Origin of the sequence: Streptomyces sp. NPDC048604 (assembly GCF_043199435.1) — a bacterium.
Lineage (GTDB): Bacteria > Actinomycetota > Actinomycetes > Streptomycetales > Streptomycetaceae > Streptomyces.
Genome location: NZ_JBICVX010000010.1, coordinates 150,307 through 170,999, shown reverse-complemented (window position 1 = coordinate 170,999; position 20,693 = coordinate 150,307). Strand labels below are relative to the sequence as shown.

Sequence of the window (20,693 nt, the reverse complement as noted above, 5' to 3'; positions counted from 1 at the left end):
GCTGTCGCGTCGCCCCCAGCACACGCACGTTTTGTACGGCAGGAGTCCCGCACCCATGGCAGAGCGCAAGCCGATCGAATCCTGGCTCACCGACATGGACGGCGTCCTCATCCACGAGGGTGTGCCTATCCCCGGCGCCGACGCGTTCATCAAGAAGCTGCGGGAGACCGGGAAGCCGTTCCTGGTCCTCACGAACAATTCGATCTACACGGCCCGCGATCTGCACGCCCGCCTCAGCCGCATGGGCCTGGAGGTCCCCGTCGAGAACATCTGGACCTCGGCGCTCGCCACCGCCCGGTTCCTCGACGACCAGCGCCCCGGCGGCACCGCGTACGTCATCGGCGAGGCCGGTCTGACCACCGCGCTGCACGACATCGGCTACGTGCTCACCGACCACGACCCCGACTACGTGGTCCTGGGCGAGACGCGGACGTACTCCTTCGAGGCCATGACGAAGGCGGTCCGGCTGATCAACGCGGGCGCCCGGTTCATCTGCACCAACCCGGACGAGACCGGTCCCTCGCTCGAGGGCCCGCTGCCCGCCACCGGGTCGGTCGCCGCGCTGATCACCAAGGCGACGGGCAAGGAGCCGTACTTCGCCGGCAAGCCGAACCCGCTGATGATGCGGACCGGGCTGAACGCGATCGGCGCGCACTCCGAGACCAGCGCGATGATCGGCGACCGGATGGACACCGACATCCTGGCCGGCCTGGAGGCCGGCATGCAGACCTTCCTCGTGCTGACCGGGCTGACCGGCCACACGGAGGTGGACCGGTTCCCGTACCGCCCGTCGAAGATCGTCGACTCGATCGCGGACATCGTGGACCTCGTGCACTAGAGCCTGTCCGTCGGACCGGCCCTGGATCCCCTGGTCGGGCCCCTGCGGATGCGGGAGCGGCGAAACCGGGCGAACCTTCTGGTACCAGGAGGTCACGATGCGTTCAGGTCCGTTTGCTCTCCGTGCCGCAGGGGCGGCCGCCGTCGTGCTGGTCCTCGCCCCCGTACCGGGTCTCGCGCACGCCGACGAAGGCGTGAAGGTCTCCGTCACCCCGGGCACGGCGAAACCCGGCGCCGACGTCGACCTCCGGGTCAGCGGCTGCAAGGGCTCGACCGGCGCCGCCAAGTCCCCGGCCTTCGTCGCGGACGCCGAGCTGTCGGGGCGGGACGGCGGCGGGCGCCCGCTGTTCGGCGACACCACGCTGAAGTCGAACCTGGACGACGGTACGTACCGCATCACCGTGACCTGCGACGGCCGCGACCACCGGGATGCCGGCTCCGTCCGCGTCGAGCACCGGAGCAAGCCGACGCACAAGCCGACGCACAAGCCCACGCACCGGCCCACCGACCGGCCCACGCACCGCCCCACCCACCACACCACCCCCGTCGCCCCGGTCAGCGCGGGCGGCGGCGGGGCGGCGGCTCTCGCCGCGCCCGGCGCGGAGCAGGGCAACGTCGAGGAACAGGGCCCCGGCACCCCGCACACCCTGATCGGCCTGGGCCTGGCCGGCGTCGCCGCGGTCGCCGTCGCCTTCCGCCACAGCCGCCGCCGGGCGAACCTGCGGGCCTCCGCCGCGCGCAAGGACGCGGAGTGACATGTCCGGCGAGGAACGCCCGAGCGGCACCGGGCGGCTGCTGACCGGCATCACCTGGGCGGTGCTGCTCCTGGGCCTGTGGCTGTGGGGCCGCGAGGTCACCTCCGGCCCCCGCGGGCACTCGGCGCCGACCACCGGCGACGTCGCCGCCGTCGGCCGCCCGCTGGGCGTCGCGCTGCCCCCGGCGCACCGGCCCGTCGCCCCGGTGAAGCCGCAGAAGCTGGAGATCTCCTCCATAGGCGTCACCGCCCCGATCGTCCCCCGGGGCCTGGACGGCACGGGGGCGGTGGACCCGCCGCCGTACGAGATGGCGCAGTCGGTCGGCTGGTTCGACCGTGGTGCGAAGCCCGGCGCGGACGGGGCGGCGCTGCTCGTCGGCCATGTCGACACCCGGACCCGTCCGGCGGTCTTCTACAACCTCAGCTCGACCCGCCCCGGCGCGAAGGTCCTGATCACCCGGGCGGACGGTTCGGTCGCCGAGTTCACGGTGGACGACGTCCAGGTCTTCCCGCGCGAGCACTTCGACCCCCGCAAGGCGTACGGGCAGCGCGACCCGGACCGCGCGGAACTCCGCCTGATCACCTGCGGCGGCACCTTCGACCGCAAGACCGGCGCGTACACGGCGAACGTGGTCGTCTCGGCGTACCTGACGGGGTTCCGGTCGGTGGCGAAGGCCTGAGGGCCTTGCCTGCGAACATGATCGAGGCCCCCTCACCGCTGGTGAGGGGGCCTCGATTTAGCGTGCGCCGCCAGGGACTCGAACCCCGGACCCGCTGATTAAGAGTCAGCTGCTCTAACCAACTGAGCTAGCGGCGCGTGCTGACGAAGAAAACTCTACCTGATGTTTGAGCGTGCTCCCGACCATTTCCGGGCGCGCCCGGCCTGTCGGATGGTCGTTTCGTAGCTTCGATCCGTCAAAATGCGATATGTCCGGACAGTTGAGACACTGACGCCCGTGCAACAGCGCCAGAAGATCTTGACGAGTGTGGAGGGGATCGCATGAGTGTGCCGGTCTTCGAGGAGTACGAGCCCGCGGCCGACTGCGGCTGCCCCGGCTGCGCACGGCAGCGGCGCGAGCTCGCGCAGGGCCTCCCCGTGCGCGCGGGCGGCCACCCGGCGGCCCACGGCGCCCGCCGCGCCCTGGTTCTGATGACCGCGGCGGGCGTGGTCCTGGGCGGCGGCGGGACGGCGGCGGTGGCGGAGGAGCTGGGGCTCGGGACGCCGGGCGCGACGCCGGCGGACACGGGGGAGGCGGTGACCGGGGAGGCGGTGACCGCGGCGACCACCGGGCCGACCGCCGGGGCGCGGTCCGCCGGGGCGCGGTCCGGCGGGGCCGACGTCCGCCCCCTCCCGGACACCCCGCAGGGCTACACCGGCCCGCTCCACGGCGGGACCTCCGGCAACCCCGGACCCCCGTCGGCCAGCCCCACCCCGGCGAACACCCAGATCTCCCCGGAGACGCTGCCCCGCAGCACCCGCGCGGAGATCATCAACCGCGCCAAGCTCTGGGTGAGCGCACAGGTCCCGTACTCGATGTCGACGTACTGGTCCGACGGCTACCGCCAGGACTGCTCCGGCTACATCTCGATGGCCTGGAACCTCCGCAGCAACGAGTGGACCGGCAGCCTCGCCCGGTACGGGACGCCGATCGACCGCACGGAGCTCCAGCCCGGCGACATCCTGCTCTTCCACAACCCCGACAACCCGACGCGCGGCTCGCACGTGACGATCTTCGGCGGGTGGACCGACTACACCCATACCTCGTACGTCGCGTACGAACAGACCAAGCCGCGCACCCGCAAGCAGGCCACGCCCATGGCGTACTGGAACAACTCGGAGCGCTACCTCGCGTACCGCTACAAGGGCGTGGTCGCCGGGAGCGACGGCGGCAGCCCGGGCAGCCCGGGCGGTGTGGGCGGCGGGTCGAGCTCGACGACGGCGTTCCCAGGAGCGGAGTACTTCGGTCCGGGCGCCAACAACAAGTACGTCACGCAGCTCGGGAAGATGCTCGTCGAGCGGGGCGGCGGGCGCTTCTACGGCGAGGGCCCCGGACCGCAGTGGGGCGAGGCGGACCGGAGGGCGACCCAGGCGTTCCAGCAGGCGCAGGGCTGGACGGGCAAGGACGCGGACGGGCTGCCGGGCGCGGAGACCTGGCGGCTGCTGATCGTCGGCAAGGGTCGGAGCATCGGCGGTTCGAGTGGTTCGGGCGGGTCGACGGCGACTGTGCCGGCGTTCCCCGGGCGTGCCTCCTTCCGTCCGGGGCAGTCCAACGCATATGTGGAGAAACTGGGCAAGCAGTTGGTGAAGCGGGGGTTCGGCAAGCACTACGTGTCGGGCCCCGGTCCGCGCTGGACGGAGGCGGACCGCCGCAACGTCGAGGCCTTCCAGCGAGCCCAGGGCTGGCGCGGTGCGGCGGCCGACGGCTACCCGGGGCCGGAGACCTGGCGCCGGTTGTTCCGATGAACCAGTGAGAGCGTGAGGTGGAACGGATGACCACAGCGACACCCGACCGCGACAGGGAGGGCGAGGGCCTGCCCCCTCGCACCCCGACCGCGTCGCCGCCCACGGGGGCGGAGCATGTGCCGGCCGCGGAGGGCGGACCGGAGGTCGCTGAGGCGGAGCGGCCGGACAGCCCGCCCCCCGGGACGGAGGCGCCGCGTACGCCGACGGGGCGGCGGACCCCGGTCATCGGGGTGGAGACGACCGGGGCCATCCCGGTGCACCGCCTGTTCCGCGAGGACCCGCCGGCCCCGCCGCCCTCGGGCGGCGAGGCCGACCCGGGCCCGGACACCCAGCCCATGCCCGGCCTCACGCCCCGCCCCGAGGGCCACCGCCGCCCGGACACGGTCTTCGACTTCGAGGCCCTCTCCAGCCCGGCCTTCCCGCCGCCTCCCGTCCCCCCGGCCCGCCCGCACACGGACACCCGGACCGAGCCGCCGACGGCGGCAGAGCCGAAGTCGGCAGAGCCGAAGGTGGCCGAGGGTACGGCGGCCGAGGACGCGGCCGAACCCCAGACACCGCAGGAAGTGGCCGAACTGCCCACCGACCAGGCATCGCAGGACCAGGCATCGCAGGCCGACCCGGCACCGGAGCCCACCTCCGCGCCGGAGGCCGCTGCTGAGCCGGCGGACGCCAAGGCGGACGCGGATGCCGACGCCGACACGGACGCCGACACGGACGCCGACGCCGACACGGACGCCGACACCGGCGCCGACACCGGCGCGGAGGCGGATGCCTCCGGTGAGGCTCCGTCAGCGGGGGCCGGGGCGTTGATTCCTGAGCCGGCAGCCGCCGCCCCGGCGGAGCGCGCCGTCATCTCCCGCGACGACTCCGACGCGTCGCGTGAGGCCGTCATCGGGGCGCCCGCCGCGCCGCGGGACGCGGCTCCCCCGCCGCGGCACCGGGTGTTCGACTTCGAGGCGCTGTTCGCGCCGGGGCAGGCGAGCGTGTCGGTCGGGGCGGCGGCCGAGGCTTCGGGGGGCGGCGGGTTCCAGGCCGCCGACGTACGGCCGACGGGGCTCGGCGGCGGCGTCGTGCCGCGTGCCGCGCGCCCGGCCGGCGACAACCGGCGGGGGACCGGACCCAAGCCCCCGCCCGCGGCGAAGCGGCCCGCGCCCACCGCCGACCCGGCGCTCCGGGAACGGCCCGGGCCCGTGCTGCCCGGCTGGATCGGGGTCGTCGTCGGCGCCGTCGCGCTCGTCGGGTGCGCCGCGGTGGTGTGGTGGGCCGGGGCCGTGCCGGACTCCGTCACGCGGATGCTGCGGCTGCCGGCCCGCCCGTACCACGGCATCCATCTCGGCCAGTGGGGCCTGCTCGCCCTGGGCGTGCTTCTCACCCTCTTCTCGCTCGGCGGCCTGGGCCGCGGCCGCGTCGGCTACGCCTGGGTGCTCACGCTGTTCGGCGAGTACCGCGGCACCGTCCGCCACACGGGCCTGCTGTGGGTGAGCCCCCTCCTGCTCCGCCGCCGCGTCGACGTGCGGCTCCGTCACTGGCGCAGCGAGCCGCTGCCCGCGGTGGACGCCAAGGGCACCGCTCTCGACGTCGTCGTCCTGGTCGTCTGGCGGATCCGCGACACCGTCCGCGCCGCGCTCGGGGTGGAGCACCACGAGGAGTACCTGCGCGAGCAGGTCGAGGCGGCGATGGCCCGGGTCCTGTCCCAGCTTCCCGCCGACGCGTTCCACGAGGACGCGCCCACTCTGCGCGACGCGGAGGCGGTCGGCGAGGCGCTGACGAAGCTGCTCTCCGCGGAGTGCGCGCCCGTCGGCATCGACGTCTTCTCGGCGCAGCCGACCCGGATCGAGTACGCCCCGGAGCTCGCCGCCGCGATGCAGCGCCGCCGGATCGCCGCGATCGACGCCAAGCACCGCGACAGCGTGCTGACGTCGGTCGTGGACGCGGTGGACGACATGGTCCACCGGCTGACCACGCGTGGTCTGGTCGAGCTGGACGACTACGACCGCAAGGCGCTGGTGAAGGACCTGACGGTGGCGTTCTACACGGGCCGGGGCACCGGGGGAGAGGGCGCGTAACACGCTCCGACCGCCGTCGTGATTGGTATGGACATGTTCAACTCCGGTCCATACATTGGTACTTGGTCTAGACCGGAACCATCAGCTCCTTTGCACGCGCGCGTGCGCAGCAGCAATCGCTCGGCCCACAGAACTCCCCCACGTTCTTCTGGAGCAGAAGCATGCGAAAGCGCACAACGACGATAGGCGCGGCCGCGGTCGCGCTCGGCGTCGCCGGCGTCACCTTCGTGTCCGCCGGCAGCGCCACCGGCCACGGCTACACCGACTCACCGATCAGTCGTCAGAAGCTCTGCCAGAACGGCACCGTGTCCAACTGCGGCTCCATCCAGTGGGAGCCGCAGTCGGTCGAGGGCCTCAAGGGCTTCCCCGCCGCCGGACCGGCGGACGGCACCATCTGCGCCGGGGGCAACTCCCGGTTCGCCGAGCTCGACGATCCGCGCGGCGGCTCCTGGCCGGCGACCCGGGTCGGCGCGGGCCAGAGCTACACCTTCCGCTGGCAGTTCACGGCCCGGCACCGCACCACCGACTTCAAGTACTACATCACCAAGAACGGCTGGAACCCGTCCCAGAAGCTCACCCGGGCCTCGCTGGACCCCCAGCCGTTCCTGACCGTCCCGTACAACAGCCAGCAGCCGCCGGCCACGCTCTCGCACTCCGGGACCGTCCCGGCGGGCAAGACCGGCAAGCACCTGATCCTGGCGGTGTGGACGATCGCGGACACCGCGAACGCGTTCTACGCCTGCTCGGATGTTCAGTTCTGACGAGTAGTCAGTTACGGTCCGGCGCATGACACGGACCGTGGCCGCCACCACCGTGGCGGAGCTCGTTCAGCGCCAGTGGGACGACCGGAGGACCGGACTCCAGAGCCGGGGGACGGTCCTGTCGCACCACGACGTCGCCGCGGGCGCCGCCGCCCGCGCGGCCCTGCTGGCCGAACTCCTGCCCCGGGGCGCCGAACCGCACCTCGGGGTGCTGCTCGACAACACGCCGGAGTACCCGCTCTGGCTCGGCGCGGCGGCCCTCGCGGGGGCCGCCGTCGCCGGCATCAACCCCACCCGGCGCGGCGCGGAGCTCGCCCGCGACATCGTCCACACGGAATCCCGGGTGCTGGTCACGCAGCGCGCGTACGTGCCGCTCCTCGACGGCCTGGCGCTGCCCGGCGTACGCGTCCTCGTGACGGACACCGAGGCGTACGGCGAACTGCTCGCCCCGTACGAGGGCGCGAAGCCCGGCGAGGCGGTGGTCCGGCCGGTCGGTCCGGCGAGCCGGATGCTGCTGTACTTCACCTCCGGCTCGACCGGCGCGCCGAAGGCCGCGATCTGCAGCCAGGGGCGGCTCGCGGCGGCGGCCGGGTCGCTGGTGGAGCAGCTCGGGGTGCGGCGGGACGACGTCCACTACGTCTGCATGCCGATGTTCCACGGCAACGCCGTGATCGCCGACTGGGCGCCGGCCCTCGCGGCGGGGGCGGGCGTGGCGCTGCGGGACCGGTTCTCGGCGTCGGGATTCCTGCCGGACGTACGGGACTTCGGGGCGACGTACTTCACGTACGTGGGGCGGGCGGTCCAGTACCTGCTGGCCACGCCGGAGCGCCCCGACGACCGGGCGCACGGGCTGCGGCTCGGCTTCGGCACGGAGGCGGGCGCGGTCGACGCGGCGCGGTTCGAGGCGCGCTTCGGGGTGCGGCTCGTGGAGGGGTACGGCTCGTCGGAGGGCGGCGCGGCGATCCGGCGCACCGCGGACACGCCGCGCGGCGCGATCGGGCGGGCGGCGCCGGGGGACGCGCTGGCGGTCGTGGACGCGGAGACGGGCGAGGAGTGCGAGGCGGCGCGGTTCTCGGCGGCGGGGACGCTGCTGAACGGCGAGGCGGCGATAGGGGAGCTGGTCAACAAGGGCCGCAACCCCTTCGAGGGCTACTGGCGCAACCCGGACGCGGAGGCGGAACGGCGGCGCGGGGGCTGGTACTGGACCGGCGACCTCTTCTACCGCGACGAGGCGGGCTTCCTGTACTTCGCGGGGCGCACGGACGACCGGCTGCGGGTGGACAGCGAGAACCTGGCGGCTGCGGTCATCGAGAACATCCTGGCGCGCTGGGAGGACGCGACGGGGGTGGCGGTGTACGCGGTGCCGGACCCGGTGGCGGGGGACATGGTGATGGCGGCGGTGGCGCTGGCCGAGGGGCGCGCGTTCGATCCGGCCCGCTTCGAGGCGTTCCTCCGGGACCAGCCGGACCTGGGCACGAAGATGCCGCCGCGTTTCGTGCGGGTGCTGCGGCGGCTGCCGACCACGGCGACGAACAAGATCCACCGCGCGGTACTCCGCCGCGAGGCCTTCCTCCGCCCCGACGAGACCTGGTGGCGCCCCACACCCGCGGCGGCCTACGAACCCCTGACGGCCGAGTCCCTGACGACCCTGCACACGAGGTACACCTCCCAGTCCCGCGCCCACCTGATCTGGCGCTGATCACCCCGCGAGGTAGGGGCAGGCATACCCCAGGGACGCCTGCCAGGGGGATCGTTCGAGGTGCGGCCCGGGCCGTAGCTTGGCGGCATGGATCTGCGTGCCGCGCTCGCCCGGCCACTCGGCTACCCCCGCACCGTCTGGCCCTGGCGGGCCGTCGGGTATCTCGTGAGCGGGGTGCCGGCAGGGGTCGCCGCCCTCGTGGGGCTGCTTCTCGCCGCGCCGCTCTTCGTGTTCGGCGCGCTCGCGCTCGGGCGCTTCGAGCGGTGGCGGCTGCGTGCCGTGGACCGGGCGCCCGCGCCCGACCCGCACCGTACGCCCGACCGTCCCGGCCTCGCCGCCTGGCTGCGGCTGCGGGCCCGGGAACAGGCGACGTGGCGGGAGACCGCGTACGCGCTCCTGCACGCCACCGTCCTGTGGCCGCTCGACCTCATCGCGCTCGCCCTGTGCCTCGGCCCGCCCGTCGTGCTCCTCGCCGCGCCCGTCCAGTTCGCCCTCGACGGACACGAGGCCAAGATCGCCAAGCTCGTCCTCGTCGACTCCTACCCGCCCACCCTCCTCGCCGCCGTCCTCGGCGCGCTGCTCCTCCCCGTGCTGCTGCTCCCCCTCGGCGCCTACACCGCCGCCCGCGCGGCCCTCGCCCGTGCCCTGCTCACGCCCCGGGACGCCGAACTGCGGGACCGCATCGGCGAGGTCACCCGCTCCCGGGCCCGTCTCGTCGCCGCGTTCGAGGCCGAGCGGCGCCGGATCGAGCGCGATCTCCACGACGGCGCCCAGCAGCGGCTCGTCGCGCTCACCATGACCCTCGGCCTGGCCCGCCTGGACGCCCCGCCGGACAGCCCGCTCGCCGCGCAGCTCGCCAAGGCGCACGGCGAGGCCGCGCAGGTCCTGACCGAGCTGCGCGAGCTGATCCACGGCATCCACCCGCAGGTCCTCGCCGACTACGGACTCGCCGCCGCCCTCGCGGACGCCGCCGACCGTTCCGCCGTGCCGGTCGAGACCGACGTCGACCTGCCGCGCCTGCCCGCCCCCGTGGAGTCCGCCGCGTACTTCGCCGCCTGCGAGGGCCTCGCCAACGTCGGCCGGCACAGCGGCGCGGACAAGGCCCGGCTCACGGCCCGGTACGACGCGGTGGACGGCCGCCTCACCCTGCTCCTCCACGACGACGGCCGCGGCGGCGCCGACCCCGAAAGCGGCTCCGGGCTCACCGGTCTCGCCGACCGCATCGCCGTCCTCGATGGCACACTGACGATCTCCAGCCCGCCCGGCGGCCCGACCCTGATCCGAGTGGAGATACCGTGCCCGCTGCCCTCCGCGTAGTCCTGGCCGAGGACAGCGTCCTGCTGCGCGAGGGGCTCGCCGGGCTGCTCGCCCGCTTCGGCCACGAGGTGGTCGCCGCCGTCGGCGACGCCGACGCGCTGCGCGAGGCGGTCCCCGCGCACGACCCGGACATCGTCGTCACCGACGTCCGCATGCCGCCCGGCTTCCAGGACGAGGGCCTGCGCGCCGCCGTCGCCCTGCGCGCCGAGCGCCCGGCGCTCCCGGTCCTCGTCCTCAGCCAGTACGTGCAGCGCAGCTACGCCGCCGAGCTGCTCGACGCGGGCGACGGCACCGGCGTCGGCTATCTGCTCAAGGACCGGATCGGCCAGGTCGAGGAGTTCCTGGACGCGCTGACCCGGGTCGCCGCCGGCGGCACGGTCGTCGACCCCGAGGTCGTACGGCAGCTGCTGCGCCGCCGCCGCGATCCGCTCGCCGCCCTGACCCCGCGCGAACGGGAGGTGCTTGGCCTGGTCGCGGAGGGGCATTCGAACGGGGCGATCGCCCGCCGTCTGGTCGTGACCGAGGCCGCCGTCGGCAAGCACATCGGCAACATCCTCGGGAAGCTCGACCTGCCTCCCGCCGAGGACACCCATCGGCGGGTGCTCGCCGTCCTCGCGTATCTGCGGGGGTAGACGGGGGGCGGCCGGAGGTGGCCGGACAAAGCCGGAAGGGCTCCTCGCTCGCGCGAGAAGCCCTTCCGTGTCGGTGCGCCGCCAGGGACTCGAACCCCGGACCCGCTGATTAAGAGTCAGCTGCTCTAACCAACTGAGCTAGCGGCGCCTGCTGACGAAATTAATACTACCTGGTCCGAAGGGGTGCTCCGGACCACCTCGGCGGCGGCGTCAGATCGCCAGCGACAGCACCATCGGCGCCGCCCTGCGGTTCAGTGCGTCCGCCGCCGTCCGCAGCCGGTGCGCGTGCTCGATCGGCAGCGACAGCGCCAGACAGCCCACCGCCGAGCCCGCCGTCAGCGGGACCGCCGCGCAGACCGTGCCGATCGCGTACTCCTGGAGGTCGAGCACCGGCACCGACGCCGGCTGGCTGTCCAGCTTGGAGAAGAGCACCTTCTCGTTCGTGATGGTCCGCGAGGTCAGCCGGGCGATCCGGTGCCGGGACAGATGATCGCGGCGGCCGTCCACGTCGAGCTGGGTGAGCAGGCACTTGCCGACCGCGCTGGCGTGCGCCGCCGAGCGGAAGTCGACCCACTCGTGCACGGCCGGGGTGCGCGGCCCGGCCGCGTACTGCGTGATCCGCACCTCGCCGTCGATGTACCGGCTGATGTACACCGCCGCGCCCACGGAGTCGCGCAGCTCGCGCAGGGTCTCCTGGAGCTTGCGCTCCAGGGCCTCGCGCCGGGTGGCGCCGGAGCCGAGCAGGACCAGGGAGTCGCCGATCACGTACGCGCCGTCGGCGACCTGTTCCACGTACCCCTCGCGACGCAGCATCAGCAGCAGCGGGGAGAGGTGGCCGACGGGGAGGCCGGTCTCGCGGCCGATCTGGACCTCGGTGACGCCGCCGGCGTGCCGGGCGACCGATTCCAGGACCCGCAGGGCGTACTGCACCGAGTGGAACGGCGCGGTGGGCTCGGGCATCAGAGCCACGGTTTCCCCCTACCCGGTTGTGTCCGATCCTTCCGATCCTTCCGTTCCACGATAGCTGTCAAGGGCCGCGTCGGGGGCGGCTGTTGACGAGTTTCCGCCGCCCCGAGGGGCCCGTACGCTGGGACGCTGCAAATTGGCATATGCCCATGTCACGACCCCGGGGTGCGAGGGGTGCGCGAGCGGCGGGCGAGCGGCGCCGGAATAACCGGAGACACCCTCCTGTTGTGCTCCTTCGGCAGCATGTCCGTCAGCAGACGCAGGAGGGCTCCCAGAGGTGAGCGGCAAGGTGAGCGACAACGTGAGCGACCCCGTCCGGGGAACGGTGCGCGGGACCGCGCCCGTCCCGCTGTCCGTCCTGGACCTGGTGACCGTCGGCAGCGGCCGGACCGCCTCGCAGGCCCTGGCGACCAGCGTGGAGATCAGCCGGCTCGCCGAGCGCCGCGGCTACCACCGCCACTGGGTGGCCGAGCACCACTCGATGCCGGGCGTCGCCTCCTCCTCGCCCGCCGTGATCCTGGCCCACCTCGCCGCCCACACCGAGCGCATCCGGCTCGGGTCGGGCGGCGTGATGCTGCCCAACCACGCCCCGCTGGTGATCGCCGAGCAGTTCGGCACCCTCGAGGCGCTCGCCCCGGGCCGGGTCGACCTCGGGCTCGGCCGCGCGCCGGGCACGGACGGCGCGACCGCCGCCGCCCTGCGCCGCACCGAGCGGCTGAACGAAGGGGCATTGGGGTCTCCCCTGCTCGAGCGGAGCCGAGAGCTTGGGGAAGACTTTCCGGAGCAGCTTGCGGAGCTGATCCGGTTCCTCGACGACGACTTCCCGGACGGGCATCCGTACGCGCGGATCCACGCCGTCCCCGGCCCGGTGCAGGGGCCGGCGGGCCGGCCGCCGGTCTGGCTGCTCGGCTCGTCGGGCTTCAGCGCCCGGCTGGCCGGGCTGCTCGGGCTGCCGTTCGCCTTCGCCCACCACTTCTCGGCGCGGAACACGGTCCCGGCGCTCGATCTGTACCGGGACTCCTTCCGGCCGTCCGCCGTGCTGGACGCGCCGTACGCGCTGATCGGCGTCTCGGCGCTGGCGAACGACGGCGAGAAGGAGGCCCGCCGGCAGGTGCTGACCGGGGCGCTGTCGATGCTGCGGCTGCGCACCGGGCGGCCGGGGCTGATCCCGACGCCCGAGGAGGCGGAGGCGTACGCGTTCAGCGCGGCAGAGCGGGAGTTCGTGGACTCCTGGCTCGGGAACGTGATCCACGGGACCGCCGACGAGGTCCGCACCGGCCTGGACGAGCTGCAGAAGCGCACCGGCGCGGACGAGTTGATGATCACGGCCAATGCGCACGGCGGGGACGTGCGGCTGCGGAGCTACGAGCTGATCGCGAACGCCTACGGACTGCCGGACGGAGAGGTTCCGGCGGCCCGACTTCCGTGAGTCCGGCGCTCGTTGGTTCAGTGTCGAACGACCTGACGGACCTGTCCTAAGTGAACCTTAAACCGCTCGTCACGCATGGTGGCGAGCGGTTCCGTTTTCTGCTCCACCCCTCTGACAAGGGCTTTCACCTGCAAATTGGTCTAGTCCTCAATTTGGTTCAGACCATTGACGCACTGTTCGCGCGGCGGCTATCACTGCTCCAACTCCTGTACCGCGTCACCCCCTCGGAGGCCGCACGTGCACCCCCGCAAACCATTGATCGCCGCGCTCGCCACCGCGGCCCTCGCCGCCGGCACCCTCGCCGCCACCGTCGGACTCGGCTCCGCGCAGGCGGCCGACACCGCAGCGGCCGCCACCCCCGGCGGCGTCCGCATCGCGTACTACGACCAGTGGAGCGTGTACGGGAACGCGTTCTACCCGAAGCACCTCGACACCCGGGGCATCGCGAGCAACCTGGATGTCATCAACTACTCGTTCGGCAACATCCACCCCACCAACCTCACCTGCTTCATGGCCAACAAGGCCGCGGGCGACGACAACAACCCCAACGCGGGCGACGGTGCGGGCGACTCCTACGCCGACTACCAGAAGTCCTTCGGCGCGGCCGACTCCGTGGACGGCGTGGCCGACAAGTGGGACCAGCCGATCGTGGGCGTCTTCAACCAGTTCAAGGAACTGAAGGCCAAGTACCCCCACCTGAAGATCAACATCTCGCTGGGCGGCTGGACCTACTCCAAGTACTTCCACGACGCGGCCAAGACGGACGCCAGCCGCAAGAAGCTGGTCTCCTCCTGCATCGACCAGTACCTCAAGGGCGACCTGCCGGTCGAGGGCGGCTTCGGCGGCGCCGGCACCGCGGCCGGGATCTTCGACGGCATCGACATCGACTGGGAGTACCCCGGCTCCTCCGGCGGTCACCTGGGCAACCACTACGGCCCCGAGGACAAGCAGAACTTCACGCTGCTCCTCGCCGAGTTCCGCAAGCAGCTCGACGCGTACGGCACCGCGAACGGCGGCAAGAAGTACATGCTGACCGCGGCGCTGCCGGCCGGTCAGGACAAGATCAAGTACATCGAGACCGACAAGATCGGTCAGTACTTGGACTACGCCAACATCATGACGTACGACATGCACGGCGCCTGGGACGGCGACGGGCCGACGTACCACCAGTCCCCGCTCCACCCGTCCCCGAACGACCCGACCGACGTCATCGCTCCGGGCACCGAGAAGTACAGCATCGACGCGGCGATCGACTCCTGGATCGACGGCAACGCGGCGTACGGCATCGCGGGCGGCTTCCCGGCGAACAAGCTGACGCTCGGCTACGAGTTCTACTACCGCGGCTGGAAGGGCGTGCCCGCCGGCACCACCAACGGCCTCGCCCAGACCGCGACCGGCGGCTCGAACGCCCGCCCGCTGAGCCAGCAGGCCGGCATCGCCCACTACAAGGAGCTCGGCGGCATCGTCGACAACGCGTCGACCACCTTCTGGGACGACCAGTCGAAGTCCTCGTACTTCTACAAGGACGGCGAGTTCTTCACCGGCCTGAACCAGAAGTCCATCCAGGCCCGGGTGGACTACGGCAAGCAGCGCGGCCTCGCCGGCGCGATGATGTACTCGCTGCTCGGCCTGGACGAGAACATCACGCTGCTGAAGCAGATCAACACGGCCCTCGGCGGCACCACCGTCCCGCCGACCACGCCGCCCACCACCCCGCCGACGACGACTCCGCCCACCACCACGCCTCCGACGACGCCTCCGCCCACCGGCTGCGGCTCGACCCCGGCGTACGTCGCGGGCCAGGTCTACAACGCGGGCAACGAGGTCTCCCACAACGGCCGCAAGTGGAAGGCCAAGTGGTGGACCCAGAACGAGGCCCCCGGCACCACCGGCGAGTGGGGCGTCTGGCAGGACCTCGGCGCCTGCTGATCCGCTGACCCGCTGATCCGTCCCCGATTCACCCCTGAGACGCTGCCCCCGCCCGGGAAGTCCCGCCCGGCCGGGGGCAGTTCCATGCCTCGCCCGGCGCCGGACCGGTCAGGCCGGCAGCGGCGCCACGCCGATCAGCCGGTCGATGCGGTCCGCGGGCACGGCCCGGGAGTAGAGCCAGCCCTGGCCGGTGTCGCAGCCGATGCGGCGCAGCCGGGTCGCCTGGCCGGAGGTCTCCACGCACTCCGCCGTGACCGTGAGCCCCAGCCGGTGGGCGAGCTGCACCAGGGCCTCGACGATGAGCTCGTCGGCCGGGTTGGCGTGCGCCTCGTCCTGGAAGCCGCGCACGAAGGAACCGTCCAGCTTGAGGACGGAGACCGGGAGCCGGGAGAGATAGGCGAGGTTCGAGTACCCGGTGCCGAAGTCGTCGATGGCGATGCGCACGCCCATGTCGCTCAGGGCCTGAAGGGCCTGGAGCGGCCGGCCGGCCGAGCCCATCACCGCGCTCTCGGTCAGCTCCAGCTGCAGCAGATGCGGGGCCAGGCCCGTCTCCGCGAGGATGCCCGCCACGTCCGCGACCAGGTCGGAGTCCCAGACCTGGCGCACCGCCACGTTCACGCTCACGAACAACGGCCGCTCCCGCGGATGGTCCCTCTGCCACTGCCGGGCCTGCCGGCACGCGGTGCGCAGCACCCACCGCCCGAGCTCGACGATCGAGCCGTCCTCCTCGGCGATCCCGACGAACCGATTCGGCGCAAGTGTCCCGAACTGGGGGTGATTCCACCGCACCAGCGCCTCCACGCCGTGCACCACACCGTCCGACAGGCCGACCAGCGGCTGGTACTCGAGCGTGAACTCCCCGCGCTCCACGGCCGGCCGGAGCGTGGAGCTGAGCGCCTGCCGGGTCATCCGGTGCGCGTTGCGCTCCGGGTCGAAGAGCGTCCAGCGGGCCTTGCCGTCGGCCTTCGCCCAGTACAGCGTGGTGTCGGCGGCCTGCATCAGCCCGGTCGCCGTCGTCCCGGAGGCGACCCGCTCGACCACGCCGATCGACGCCGAGACCGAGAGCCGCTGCCCGGCCAGGTCGAACGGCTGCTGCAGCGAGGAGAGCACCGACTGGGCCAGATCGGCCAGTTGCTCGGTACCGGTGGAGTCCTCCACCAGGATCGCGAACTCGTCCCCGCCGAGCCGCGCCACCAAGTGCCCGCCGCTGCGCGTGTATCCGTCGTTGTCGGCGCACTCCGTGAGCCGCGCGGCCACCGCGGCGAGCAGCCGGTCGCCGACGCGGTGCCCCATGGTGTCGTTGACGGCCTTGAAGCCGTCCAGGTCCAGATAACAGAGCCCGATCCGCCCTGTTCCGCCATGGCCGTACGACTGGTGTGACTGATATGCCGGGTGGGACGGGAAGGCCGGGTCGATCCCGTCCCCGCCCGGGCCGTCGTTCTGCGCCGCCGTCTCCAGCGCCACCGCGAGCCGTTCGAAGAACAGGGTGCGGTTCGGCAGCCGGGTCACCGGATCGTGCATCTGCAAGTGCCGCAGCCGCGCCTGGAGTTCGCGCCGGTCGCTGATGTCCGCGATCGACAGCAGCACCCGTCCGCCGTCCCCCGCCGGCGCGACCGTGACCTCGGCCCACAGCGACCGGCCGTCGGGGTGCTTGAGCCGGCGGGTGCAGCGGAAGCGGGTCCGTCGGCCGCGCAGCACCTCGTGGTACGCGTGCCAGGTCCGGCCGTCGGAGGCGAGGTCGACGAGGTCGGCGGCGGCCTGGTCGAGCAGCGAGCCGGTGTCCGTGCCGAGCAGCGCGGCCATCGCGTCGTTGGCCGAGACCACCAGGCCCTCCTGGTCCACCACCGCCATGGCGAGCTGGGCGGCGCGGAACGCGGCGCGGCAGTCGCGCAGTTCGGATTCGCGCCGTGCGCCGCGATGACGCTCCGTGATCATCCGGGGCGTTCCCGGCGCGGCGGAGAGCGGTACGTGCGCCGGTCCTTCGGAGGTTCCGCTCACCGCTCGCTCCCGCAGTGCAGTCGTTCCGTACAGGTGTGTTCGGGGGTGGGTCGGTCAGGAAAGTGTGCCGATCATAGAGGTTGCCCGTGCGGCCCATCCAGCTCCGAACGGGCGGTGGACGCCGCCCGCTGTGGTGAGTATGCCCACGGCTCAGGCCGCCCGATCGTTTCTGCGCGGGTGTGACACGGGGGCGGCGGCGATGTGACCGAAAGTGACGCTCGATGAATCGCACGCGTCGACCGGCGCGTCGCCCACTCACCCGACCGGGGCACCGAAAAGGGGCGAAACGGCAGAAAACATCACAAGGTGGTTGAGGTGTCCCCCATGCCGCAGCCGGAGGTCTACGTGGAGGGTCAGCAGACACCCGAGGGAGTGGAACGTCCACGGCTGCGCGCCGGCGGGGCGGCCTTCACGTCCCTCGTGGCACTCGCCGCGACCGGACTCGTCGCGGGCCCCGCCGTGGGCGCGCCCTCGGCCGGACCCTGCGCGCTGCCGCGCACCGCCGCCCACCACTCCCTCGGCCTGGACACCTGGAACCCCGCCTACCCCCAGCCGGTCCGCTCCCTCGACGCGGTGATGCTCTTCCTGTCCTTCCCGGACGCCGAACCGCTGCTCTCGCCCGCGGAGCTGGCCGCCGACCACTTCCCCGCGACCAGCGAGTTCTTCGAGAAGGCCTCCTACGGCCGGTTCGCGCTGCGCGCGCATCCGCGACGCGAGTGGATCGAGATGCCGCGGGACTCCACCGCGTACGACATACGGCGTGACTGGGCGACCGACAAACGCACCGCGTACCTGCGCGACGCGCTGGCCGCCGCCGACGGCAAGGTGGACTTCTCGGAGTACGACATCGTCTACCTGGTCGCCGACCCGGACGCGCCCGGCGTCGACTCCGACGCCACCAAGGTCGTCAACCTGGACAGCCCGCTCACGGTCGACGGTGCGGAGATCAAGCGCGTGGTCACCGTGTTCGAGCGGCACCCGCCGGACCGGAACGTCCTCGCCCACGAGACCGGGCACGTCTTCGACCTGCCGGACCTGTACCACCGGCCGGTGGACGGCAAGGGCGACTGGGACACCCATGTGGGGGACTGGGACGTCATGGGCAGCCAGTTCGGCCTGGCCCCGGACCTCTTCGGCTGGCACAAGTGGAAGCTGGGCTGGCTGGACCGCAAGCAGGTGCGCTGTGTGCAGACCGCCGGACCGACCCTGGTCAGTCTGGACGCGATGGCCGCCGCGCCGGCCGCCGGCGGCTCGCTCGGCACCCGGCTCGCGGTGGTGCGGACCGGCGAGGACTCGGTGCTGGCCTTCGAGGCGCGCGGGGCGACCGGCAACGACGCCGAGACCTGCACCCAGGGCGTCCTGGTCTACCGGGTGCGGGCGGAGGCGGCGTCCGGCGACGGGCCGGTCGAGGTCGTGGACGCCCATCCGCGCACCGAGGCCTGCTGGGACCGCTCGGTGTACCCGCCGCTGGCGGACGCGCCGGTCGCCGAGGGCGAGACCTTCACCGTGCCCGGCGAAGGCGTCCGGGTGGAGGTCGCGGACCGCTCGCCCGGCGGGGCGTGGACGGTGAAGATCACGCTTCCGGAGCCGGAGTGACGGACGCACGAAGAAGCCCCCCGCTTGCGCGAGGGGCTTCTTCCGTCTGTGCGCCGCCAGGGACTCGAACCCCGGACCCGCTGATTAAGAGTCAGCTGCTCTAACCAACTGAGCTAGCGGCGCCTGCTGACGTCGTAGACAGTAGCATCCTGCTCCGCCGCAGGAAAAATCGATACCCGCACGTCGGCGGCGCGGCCGGTGCGGACCGCCCGGACACAGGCCCAGAGCAGCACCTCCGGGCCGGGGAGCCAGGGCTGACGGGTGTCCGGCGCGACCACCCAGCGGGGGCCTTCGGCGGACTGCGGGGTCAGCGCCGGGATGGTCACGGCGTCGCCGACGCCGTGACAGAGCAGCGGCGGCACGGCGTCGCCGAACTCCTCCCAGCGGAGCAGCGACGGCAGCCGGTGGGCCGTGCCGGGGGCCGTGAACAGCAGCATCCGGCCGCGGTGCACGGCGACCGGCCCGGAGCCCGGGCCGTCCCCCCACAGCCGGTCGAGCATGCGGCGGCCGAAGACGGCGGGCACGTTGACGATGTCGAAGACCGAGCCGCAGGGCAGGACGGCCGGCGCGGCCGGCCGGGCCCGCCAGAGCGAGAGCGCGGAGTGCGGGTAGACCGCCGCGGAGGCCAGCCACTCCGCGCCGGGCGCGGTCACCTGTGCGGTGCGGTGCCGCCCCTCGTCACGGAGCAGCGCGAAGATGTCCGACCGGCGCTCGTCGAGGTCGCTCTGGGCCGGGTTCAGCGGGGTTTCGTCTCGCAGCCATGCGCTCATGCACTCAGGTCTACCGGGAGTGACGATCCGGTCGCCCCGGGTTGCCGGAAACCCGGACAGGGGCCGGTCCGGGGGAGTATCGTGCCCGCCCGGCATATGCCAGGGCTACGCGCCAGGGGCTTCGGACGAACGCCCCCGGCGCCGGATCACTCCTCGTCGGGCCGTCCGCCGGTCCGGATCAGGTCCCGGCCGAACTCGACCATCTTCCGGGCGTAGTCCGGCGTCCACTCCGCCCGCTCCGCGATCGCCTCGTCGGTGAGCCGGTCGAAGCGGCCGGGGTCGGCGAGCTGGGCCGCCGCGATCGCCTGGTACTCCAGCGCCCGGTCCGCGGCCGCCCGGAACGCCAGCGTCAGCTCGGTCGCCCGGGCCAGCAGCTCCCGCGGGTCCTCGATGGACTCCAGGTCGAAGAAGTGCTCGGGGTCGGCGGCAGCCTCGGCAGGCTCGAAGATCAGCGGTGCGGGCCGGAGCCGCCGCTGCTCGCTCCGCTCGGGTTCCGCCATGTGGTTCCTCCTCGCAAACGCACGGCCCGGACACCCGGGCCGCTTTCCATTCTCCCGCGTCCCGCAAGAGGGCCCCCGGCCAACTACCGGAAGACCGAGGCCGGAGGCTTCGGGGAGGGTTTGGCGCCGGCGTCGGTGACCGGGGTCGCGCCGCCGGTGAAGTCCATGAGTGCCCGGCCGTGTTCGACGCGGCCGGCGTGCGGGTCGGAGGCGACCCGGCGGGTCAGTTCGGCGACCGGGAGCGGGGCGTCGGAGGCGAGCAGGACCGCGTTGCCGAAGCGGCGGCCGCGCAGCACGGTCGGGTCGGCGGTCAGTGCCAGCTCGGGGAAGACCGCGGCGGCGGTGGCGATCTGGCCGCGCAGATGCGCGAGCGGCGGGCCGTCGGCCAGGTTGGCCGCGTACCAGCCGCCGGGCCGCAGCGCCCGGCGGACCTCGCCGAGGAACTCGGTGCTGGTCAGGTGGGCGGGGGTGCGGGCCCCGCTGAACACGTCGGCGACGACCAGGTCGGCCCAGCCGTCCGGGACCTTGCCGAGCCCGGCGCGCGCGTCGGTGGACCGGACCCGGATCCGGGCGCCGGGGTCGAGCGGCAGTTCGCGGCGGACCAGCTGGACCAGGGGCCCGTCCAGCTCCACGATCTGCTGCGTGGAGCGGGGCCGGGTGGCCGCCACGTATCGGGCGAGGGTGAAGGCGCCGCCGCCGAGGTGCAGGACCTGGAGCGGACGGTTCGGGGGTGCGACGAGGTCGACGAGGTGGCCGAGCCGCCGCTGGTACTCGAAGGAGAGGTGGGCCGGGTCGTCGAGGTCCACGTGCGACTGCGGGGCGCCGTCGACCAGCAGCGTCCAGCCGCGGGGGCGCTCCCGGTCGGGTATGAGCTCGGCGAGTCCGCCGTCGACCTTCTCGACGACGGGTCCGGCCGCGGCCGCCCGGTCGCGCTGCTTGTTCCTTGCCACCCGCCCATTATCGAACGGCGGGCGC

General features: G+C 73.1%; 17 protein-coding genes and 3 tRNA genes. 12 read left to right on the top strand and 8 right to left on the bottom strand.

Translation table 11 applies throughout. The features are described 5' to 3' along the window. Positions 1–55: 55 nt before the first annotated feature. From ACGFMM_RS21675 to ACGFMM_RS21665, 3 genes are all read left to right on the top strand, one after another. Positions 56–838, top strand: a complete 783-nt coding sequence (locus ACGFMM_RS21675; RefSeq protein ID WP_393648012.1) for an HAD-IIA family hydrolase — start codon at positions 56–58, stop codon at positions 836–838. Positions 839–935: 97 nt separating this feature from the next. Beyond that, complete coding sequence (locus tag ACGFMM_RS21670; RefSeq protein WP_393648011.1) at positions 936–1,592, top strand: hypothetical protein; 657 nt, start codon at positions 936–938, stop codon at positions 1,590–1,592. 1 nt (position 1,593) lies between these two features. Next, a complete protein-coding gene (locus ACGFMM_RS21665; RefSeq protein WP_393648010.1) occupies positions 1,594–2,271 on the top strand; it encodes a class F sortase in 678 nt (225 codons plus the stop codon). A gap of 63 nt (positions 2,272–2,334) precedes the next feature. Here the strand turns inward: ACGFMM_RS21665 and ACGFMM_RS21660 are convergent. Beyond that, positions 2,335–2,408, bottom strand: a tRNA-Lys gene (locus tag ACGFMM_RS21660). Between the two features lie 183 nt (positions 2,409–2,591). Here ACGFMM_RS21660 and ACGFMM_RS21655 point away from each other — a divergent pair. From ACGFMM_RS21655 to ACGFMM_RS21630, 6 genes are all read left to right on the top strand, one after another. Next, positions 2,592–4,055, top strand: coding sequence for a peptidoglycan-binding protein (locus ACGFMM_RS21655; RefSeq protein ID WP_393648009.1), 1,464 nt, complete (start codon positions 2,592–2,594; stop codon positions 4,053–4,055). 26 nt (positions 4,056–4,081) lie between these two features. After that, the gene (locus ACGFMM_RS21650) at positions 4,082–6,121 is read left to right on the top strand and encodes an SPFH domain-containing protein (RefSeq protein ID WP_393648008.1); all 2,040 of its coding nucleotides are present in this window, start codon (positions 4,082–4,084) and stop codon (positions 6,119–6,121) included. Between the two features lie 161 nt (positions 6,122–6,282). Continuing rightward, a complete protein-coding gene (locus tag ACGFMM_RS21645) occupies positions 6,283–6,882 on the top strand; it encodes a lytic polysaccharide monooxygenase (RefSeq protein WP_393648007.1) in 600 nt (199 codons plus the stop codon). A 25-nt stretch (positions 6,883–6,907) separates the two neighbouring features. Further along, positions 6,908–8,581, top strand: coding sequence for an AMP-binding protein (locus ACGFMM_RS21640; protein ID WP_393648006.1), 1,674 nt, complete (start codon positions 6,908–6,910; stop codon positions 8,579–8,581). An 87-nt stretch (positions 8,582–8,668) separates the two neighbouring features. After that, entirely contained in the window at positions 8,669–9,898 is a 1,230-nt protein-coding gene (locus ACGFMM_RS21635) for a sensor histidine kinase (protein ID WP_393648005.1), read from the top strand. Continuing rightward, complete coding sequence (locus ACGFMM_RS21630) at positions 9,877–10,530, top strand: response regulator (protein WP_393648004.1); 654 nt, start codon at positions 9,877–9,879, stop codon at positions 10,528–10,530. Before ACGFMM_RS21635 ends, ACGFMM_RS21630 begins: the two co-directional genes overlap by 22 nt. 74 nt (positions 10,531–10,604) lie before the next feature. Here the strand turns inward: ACGFMM_RS21630 and ACGFMM_RS21625 are convergent. Together ACGFMM_RS21625 and ACGFMM_RS21620 are read right to left on the bottom strand one after the other, a co-directional pair. After that, positions 10,605–10,678: transfer RNA gene (locus ACGFMM_RS21625), tRNA-Lys, on the bottom strand. Positions 10,679–10,740: 62 nt separating this feature from the next. Then, positions 10,741–11,499 (bottom strand): IclR family transcriptional regulator, encoded by a 759-nt coding sequence (locus tag ACGFMM_RS21620; protein WP_393648003.1) that lies wholly within the window; start codon positions 11,497–11,499, stop codon positions 10,741–10,743. 298 nt (positions 11,500–11,797) lie between these two features. Here ACGFMM_RS21620 and ACGFMM_RS21615 point away from each other — a divergent pair, with 298 nt between their 5' ends. Further along, the gene (locus ACGFMM_RS21615) at positions 11,798–12,925 is read left to right on the top strand and encodes an LLM class flavin-dependent oxidoreductase (protein ID WP_393648144.1); all 1,128 of its coding nucleotides are present in this window, start codon (positions 11,798–11,800) and stop codon (positions 12,923–12,925) included. Positions 12,926–13,162: 237 nt separating this feature from the next. Then, on the top strand, positions 13,163–14,854 hold the full coding sequence (locus tag ACGFMM_RS21610; protein ID WP_393648002.1) for a glycosyl hydrolase family 18 protein: 1,692 nt from the start codon (positions 13,163–13,165) through the stop codon (positions 14,852–14,854). A gap of 108 nt (positions 14,855–14,962) precedes the next feature. Here the strand turns inward: ACGFMM_RS21610 and ACGFMM_RS21605 are convergent, their stop codons facing one another. After that, on the bottom strand, positions 14,963–16,852 hold the full coding sequence (locus ACGFMM_RS21605; RefSeq protein WP_393648001.1) for a putative bifunctional diguanylate cyclase/phosphodiesterase: 1,890 nt from the start codon (positions 16,850–16,852) through the stop codon (positions 14,963–14,965). Between the two features lie 324 nt (positions 16,853–17,176). Between ACGFMM_RS21605 and ACGFMM_RS21600 the strand changes: the two genes are divergently transcribed. Continuing rightward, positions 17,177–18,448, top strand: coding sequence for a M6 family metalloprotease domain-containing protein (locus ACGFMM_RS21600; RefSeq protein ID WP_393648000.1), 1,272 nt, complete (start codon positions 17,177–17,179; stop codon positions 18,446–18,448). 49 nt (positions 18,449–18,497) lie between these two features. Here the strand turns inward: ACGFMM_RS21600 and ACGFMM_RS21595 are convergent. The 4 genes from ACGFMM_RS21595 to ACGFMM_RS21580 all read right to left on the bottom strand — a co-directional run bounded on the left by ACGFMM_RS21595 (position 18,498) and on the right by ACGFMM_RS21580 (position 20,668). Continuing rightward, a tRNA-Lys gene (locus tag ACGFMM_RS21595) sits at positions 18,498–18,571 on the bottom strand. Then, positions 18,562–19,218 carry a bifunctional DNA primase/polymerase gene (locus ACGFMM_RS21590; RefSeq protein ID WP_393647999.1) on the bottom strand — a complete coding sequence of 219 codons (657 nt, stop codon included), beginning with the start codon at positions 19,216–19,218 and terminating at the stop codon, positions 18,562–18,564. The genes ACGFMM_RS21595 and ACGFMM_RS21590 overlap by 10 nt, the downstream gene beginning before the upstream one ends. A gap of 146 nt (positions 19,219–19,364) precedes the next feature. After that, on the bottom strand, positions 19,365–19,718 hold the full coding sequence (locus ACGFMM_RS21585; RefSeq protein WP_393647998.1) for a hypothetical protein: 354 nt from the start codon (positions 19,716–19,718) through the stop codon (positions 19,365–19,367). A gap of 83 nt (positions 19,719–19,801) precedes the next feature. Continuing rightward, positions 19,802–20,668 carry a spermidine synthase gene (locus ACGFMM_RS21580; protein ID WP_393647997.1) on the bottom strand — a complete coding sequence of 289 codons (867 nt, stop codon included), beginning with the start codon at positions 20,666–20,668 and terminating at the stop codon, positions 19,802–19,804. Positions 20,669–20,693: the final 25 nt, after the last annotated feature.

Coding starts and splice junctions, on each gene's coding strand:
- ACGFMM_RS21655 (WP_393648009.1), top strand. CDS start 2,592: ATGAGTGTGCCGGTCTTCGAGGAGTACGAGCCCGCGGCCGACTGCGGC.
- ACGFMM_RS21640 (WP_393648006.1), top strand. CDS start 6,908: ATGACACGGACCGTGGCCGCCACCACCGTGGCGGAGCTCGTTCAGCGC.
- ACGFMM_RS21675 (WP_393648012.1), top strand. CDS start 56: ATGGCAGAGCGCAAGCCGATCGAATCCTGGCTCACCGACATGGACGGC.
- ACGFMM_RS21670 (WP_393648011.1), top strand. CDS start 936: ATGCGTTCAGGTCCGTTTGCTCTCCGTGCCGCAGGGGCGGCCGCCGTC.
- ACGFMM_RS21585 (WP_393647998.1), bottom strand. CDS start 19,718: ATGGCGGAACCCGAGCGGAGCGAGCAGCGGCGGCTCCGGCCCGCACCG.
- ACGFMM_RS21650 (WP_393648008.1), top strand. CDS start 4,082: ATGACCACAGCGACACCCGACCGCGACAGGGAGGGCGAGGGCCTGCCC.
- ACGFMM_RS21600 (WP_393648000.1), top strand. CDS start 17,177: ATGCCGCAGCCGGAGGTCTACGTGGAGGGTCAGCAGACACCCGAGGGA.
- ACGFMM_RS21590 (WP_393647999.1), bottom strand. CDS start 19,218: ATGAGCGCATGGCTGCGAGACGAAACCCCGCTGAACCCGGCCCAGAGC.
- ACGFMM_RS21645 (WP_393648007.1), top strand. CDS start 6,283: ATGCGAAAGCGCACAACGACGATAGGCGCGGCCGCGGTCGCGCTCGGC.
- ACGFMM_RS21665 (WP_393648010.1), top strand. CDS start 1,594: ATGTCCGGCGAGGAACGCCCGAGCGGCACCGGGCGGCTGCTGACCGGC.
- ACGFMM_RS21635 (WP_393648005.1), top strand. CDS start 8,669: ATGGATCTGCGTGCCGCGCTCGCCCGGCCACTCGGCTACCCCCGCACC.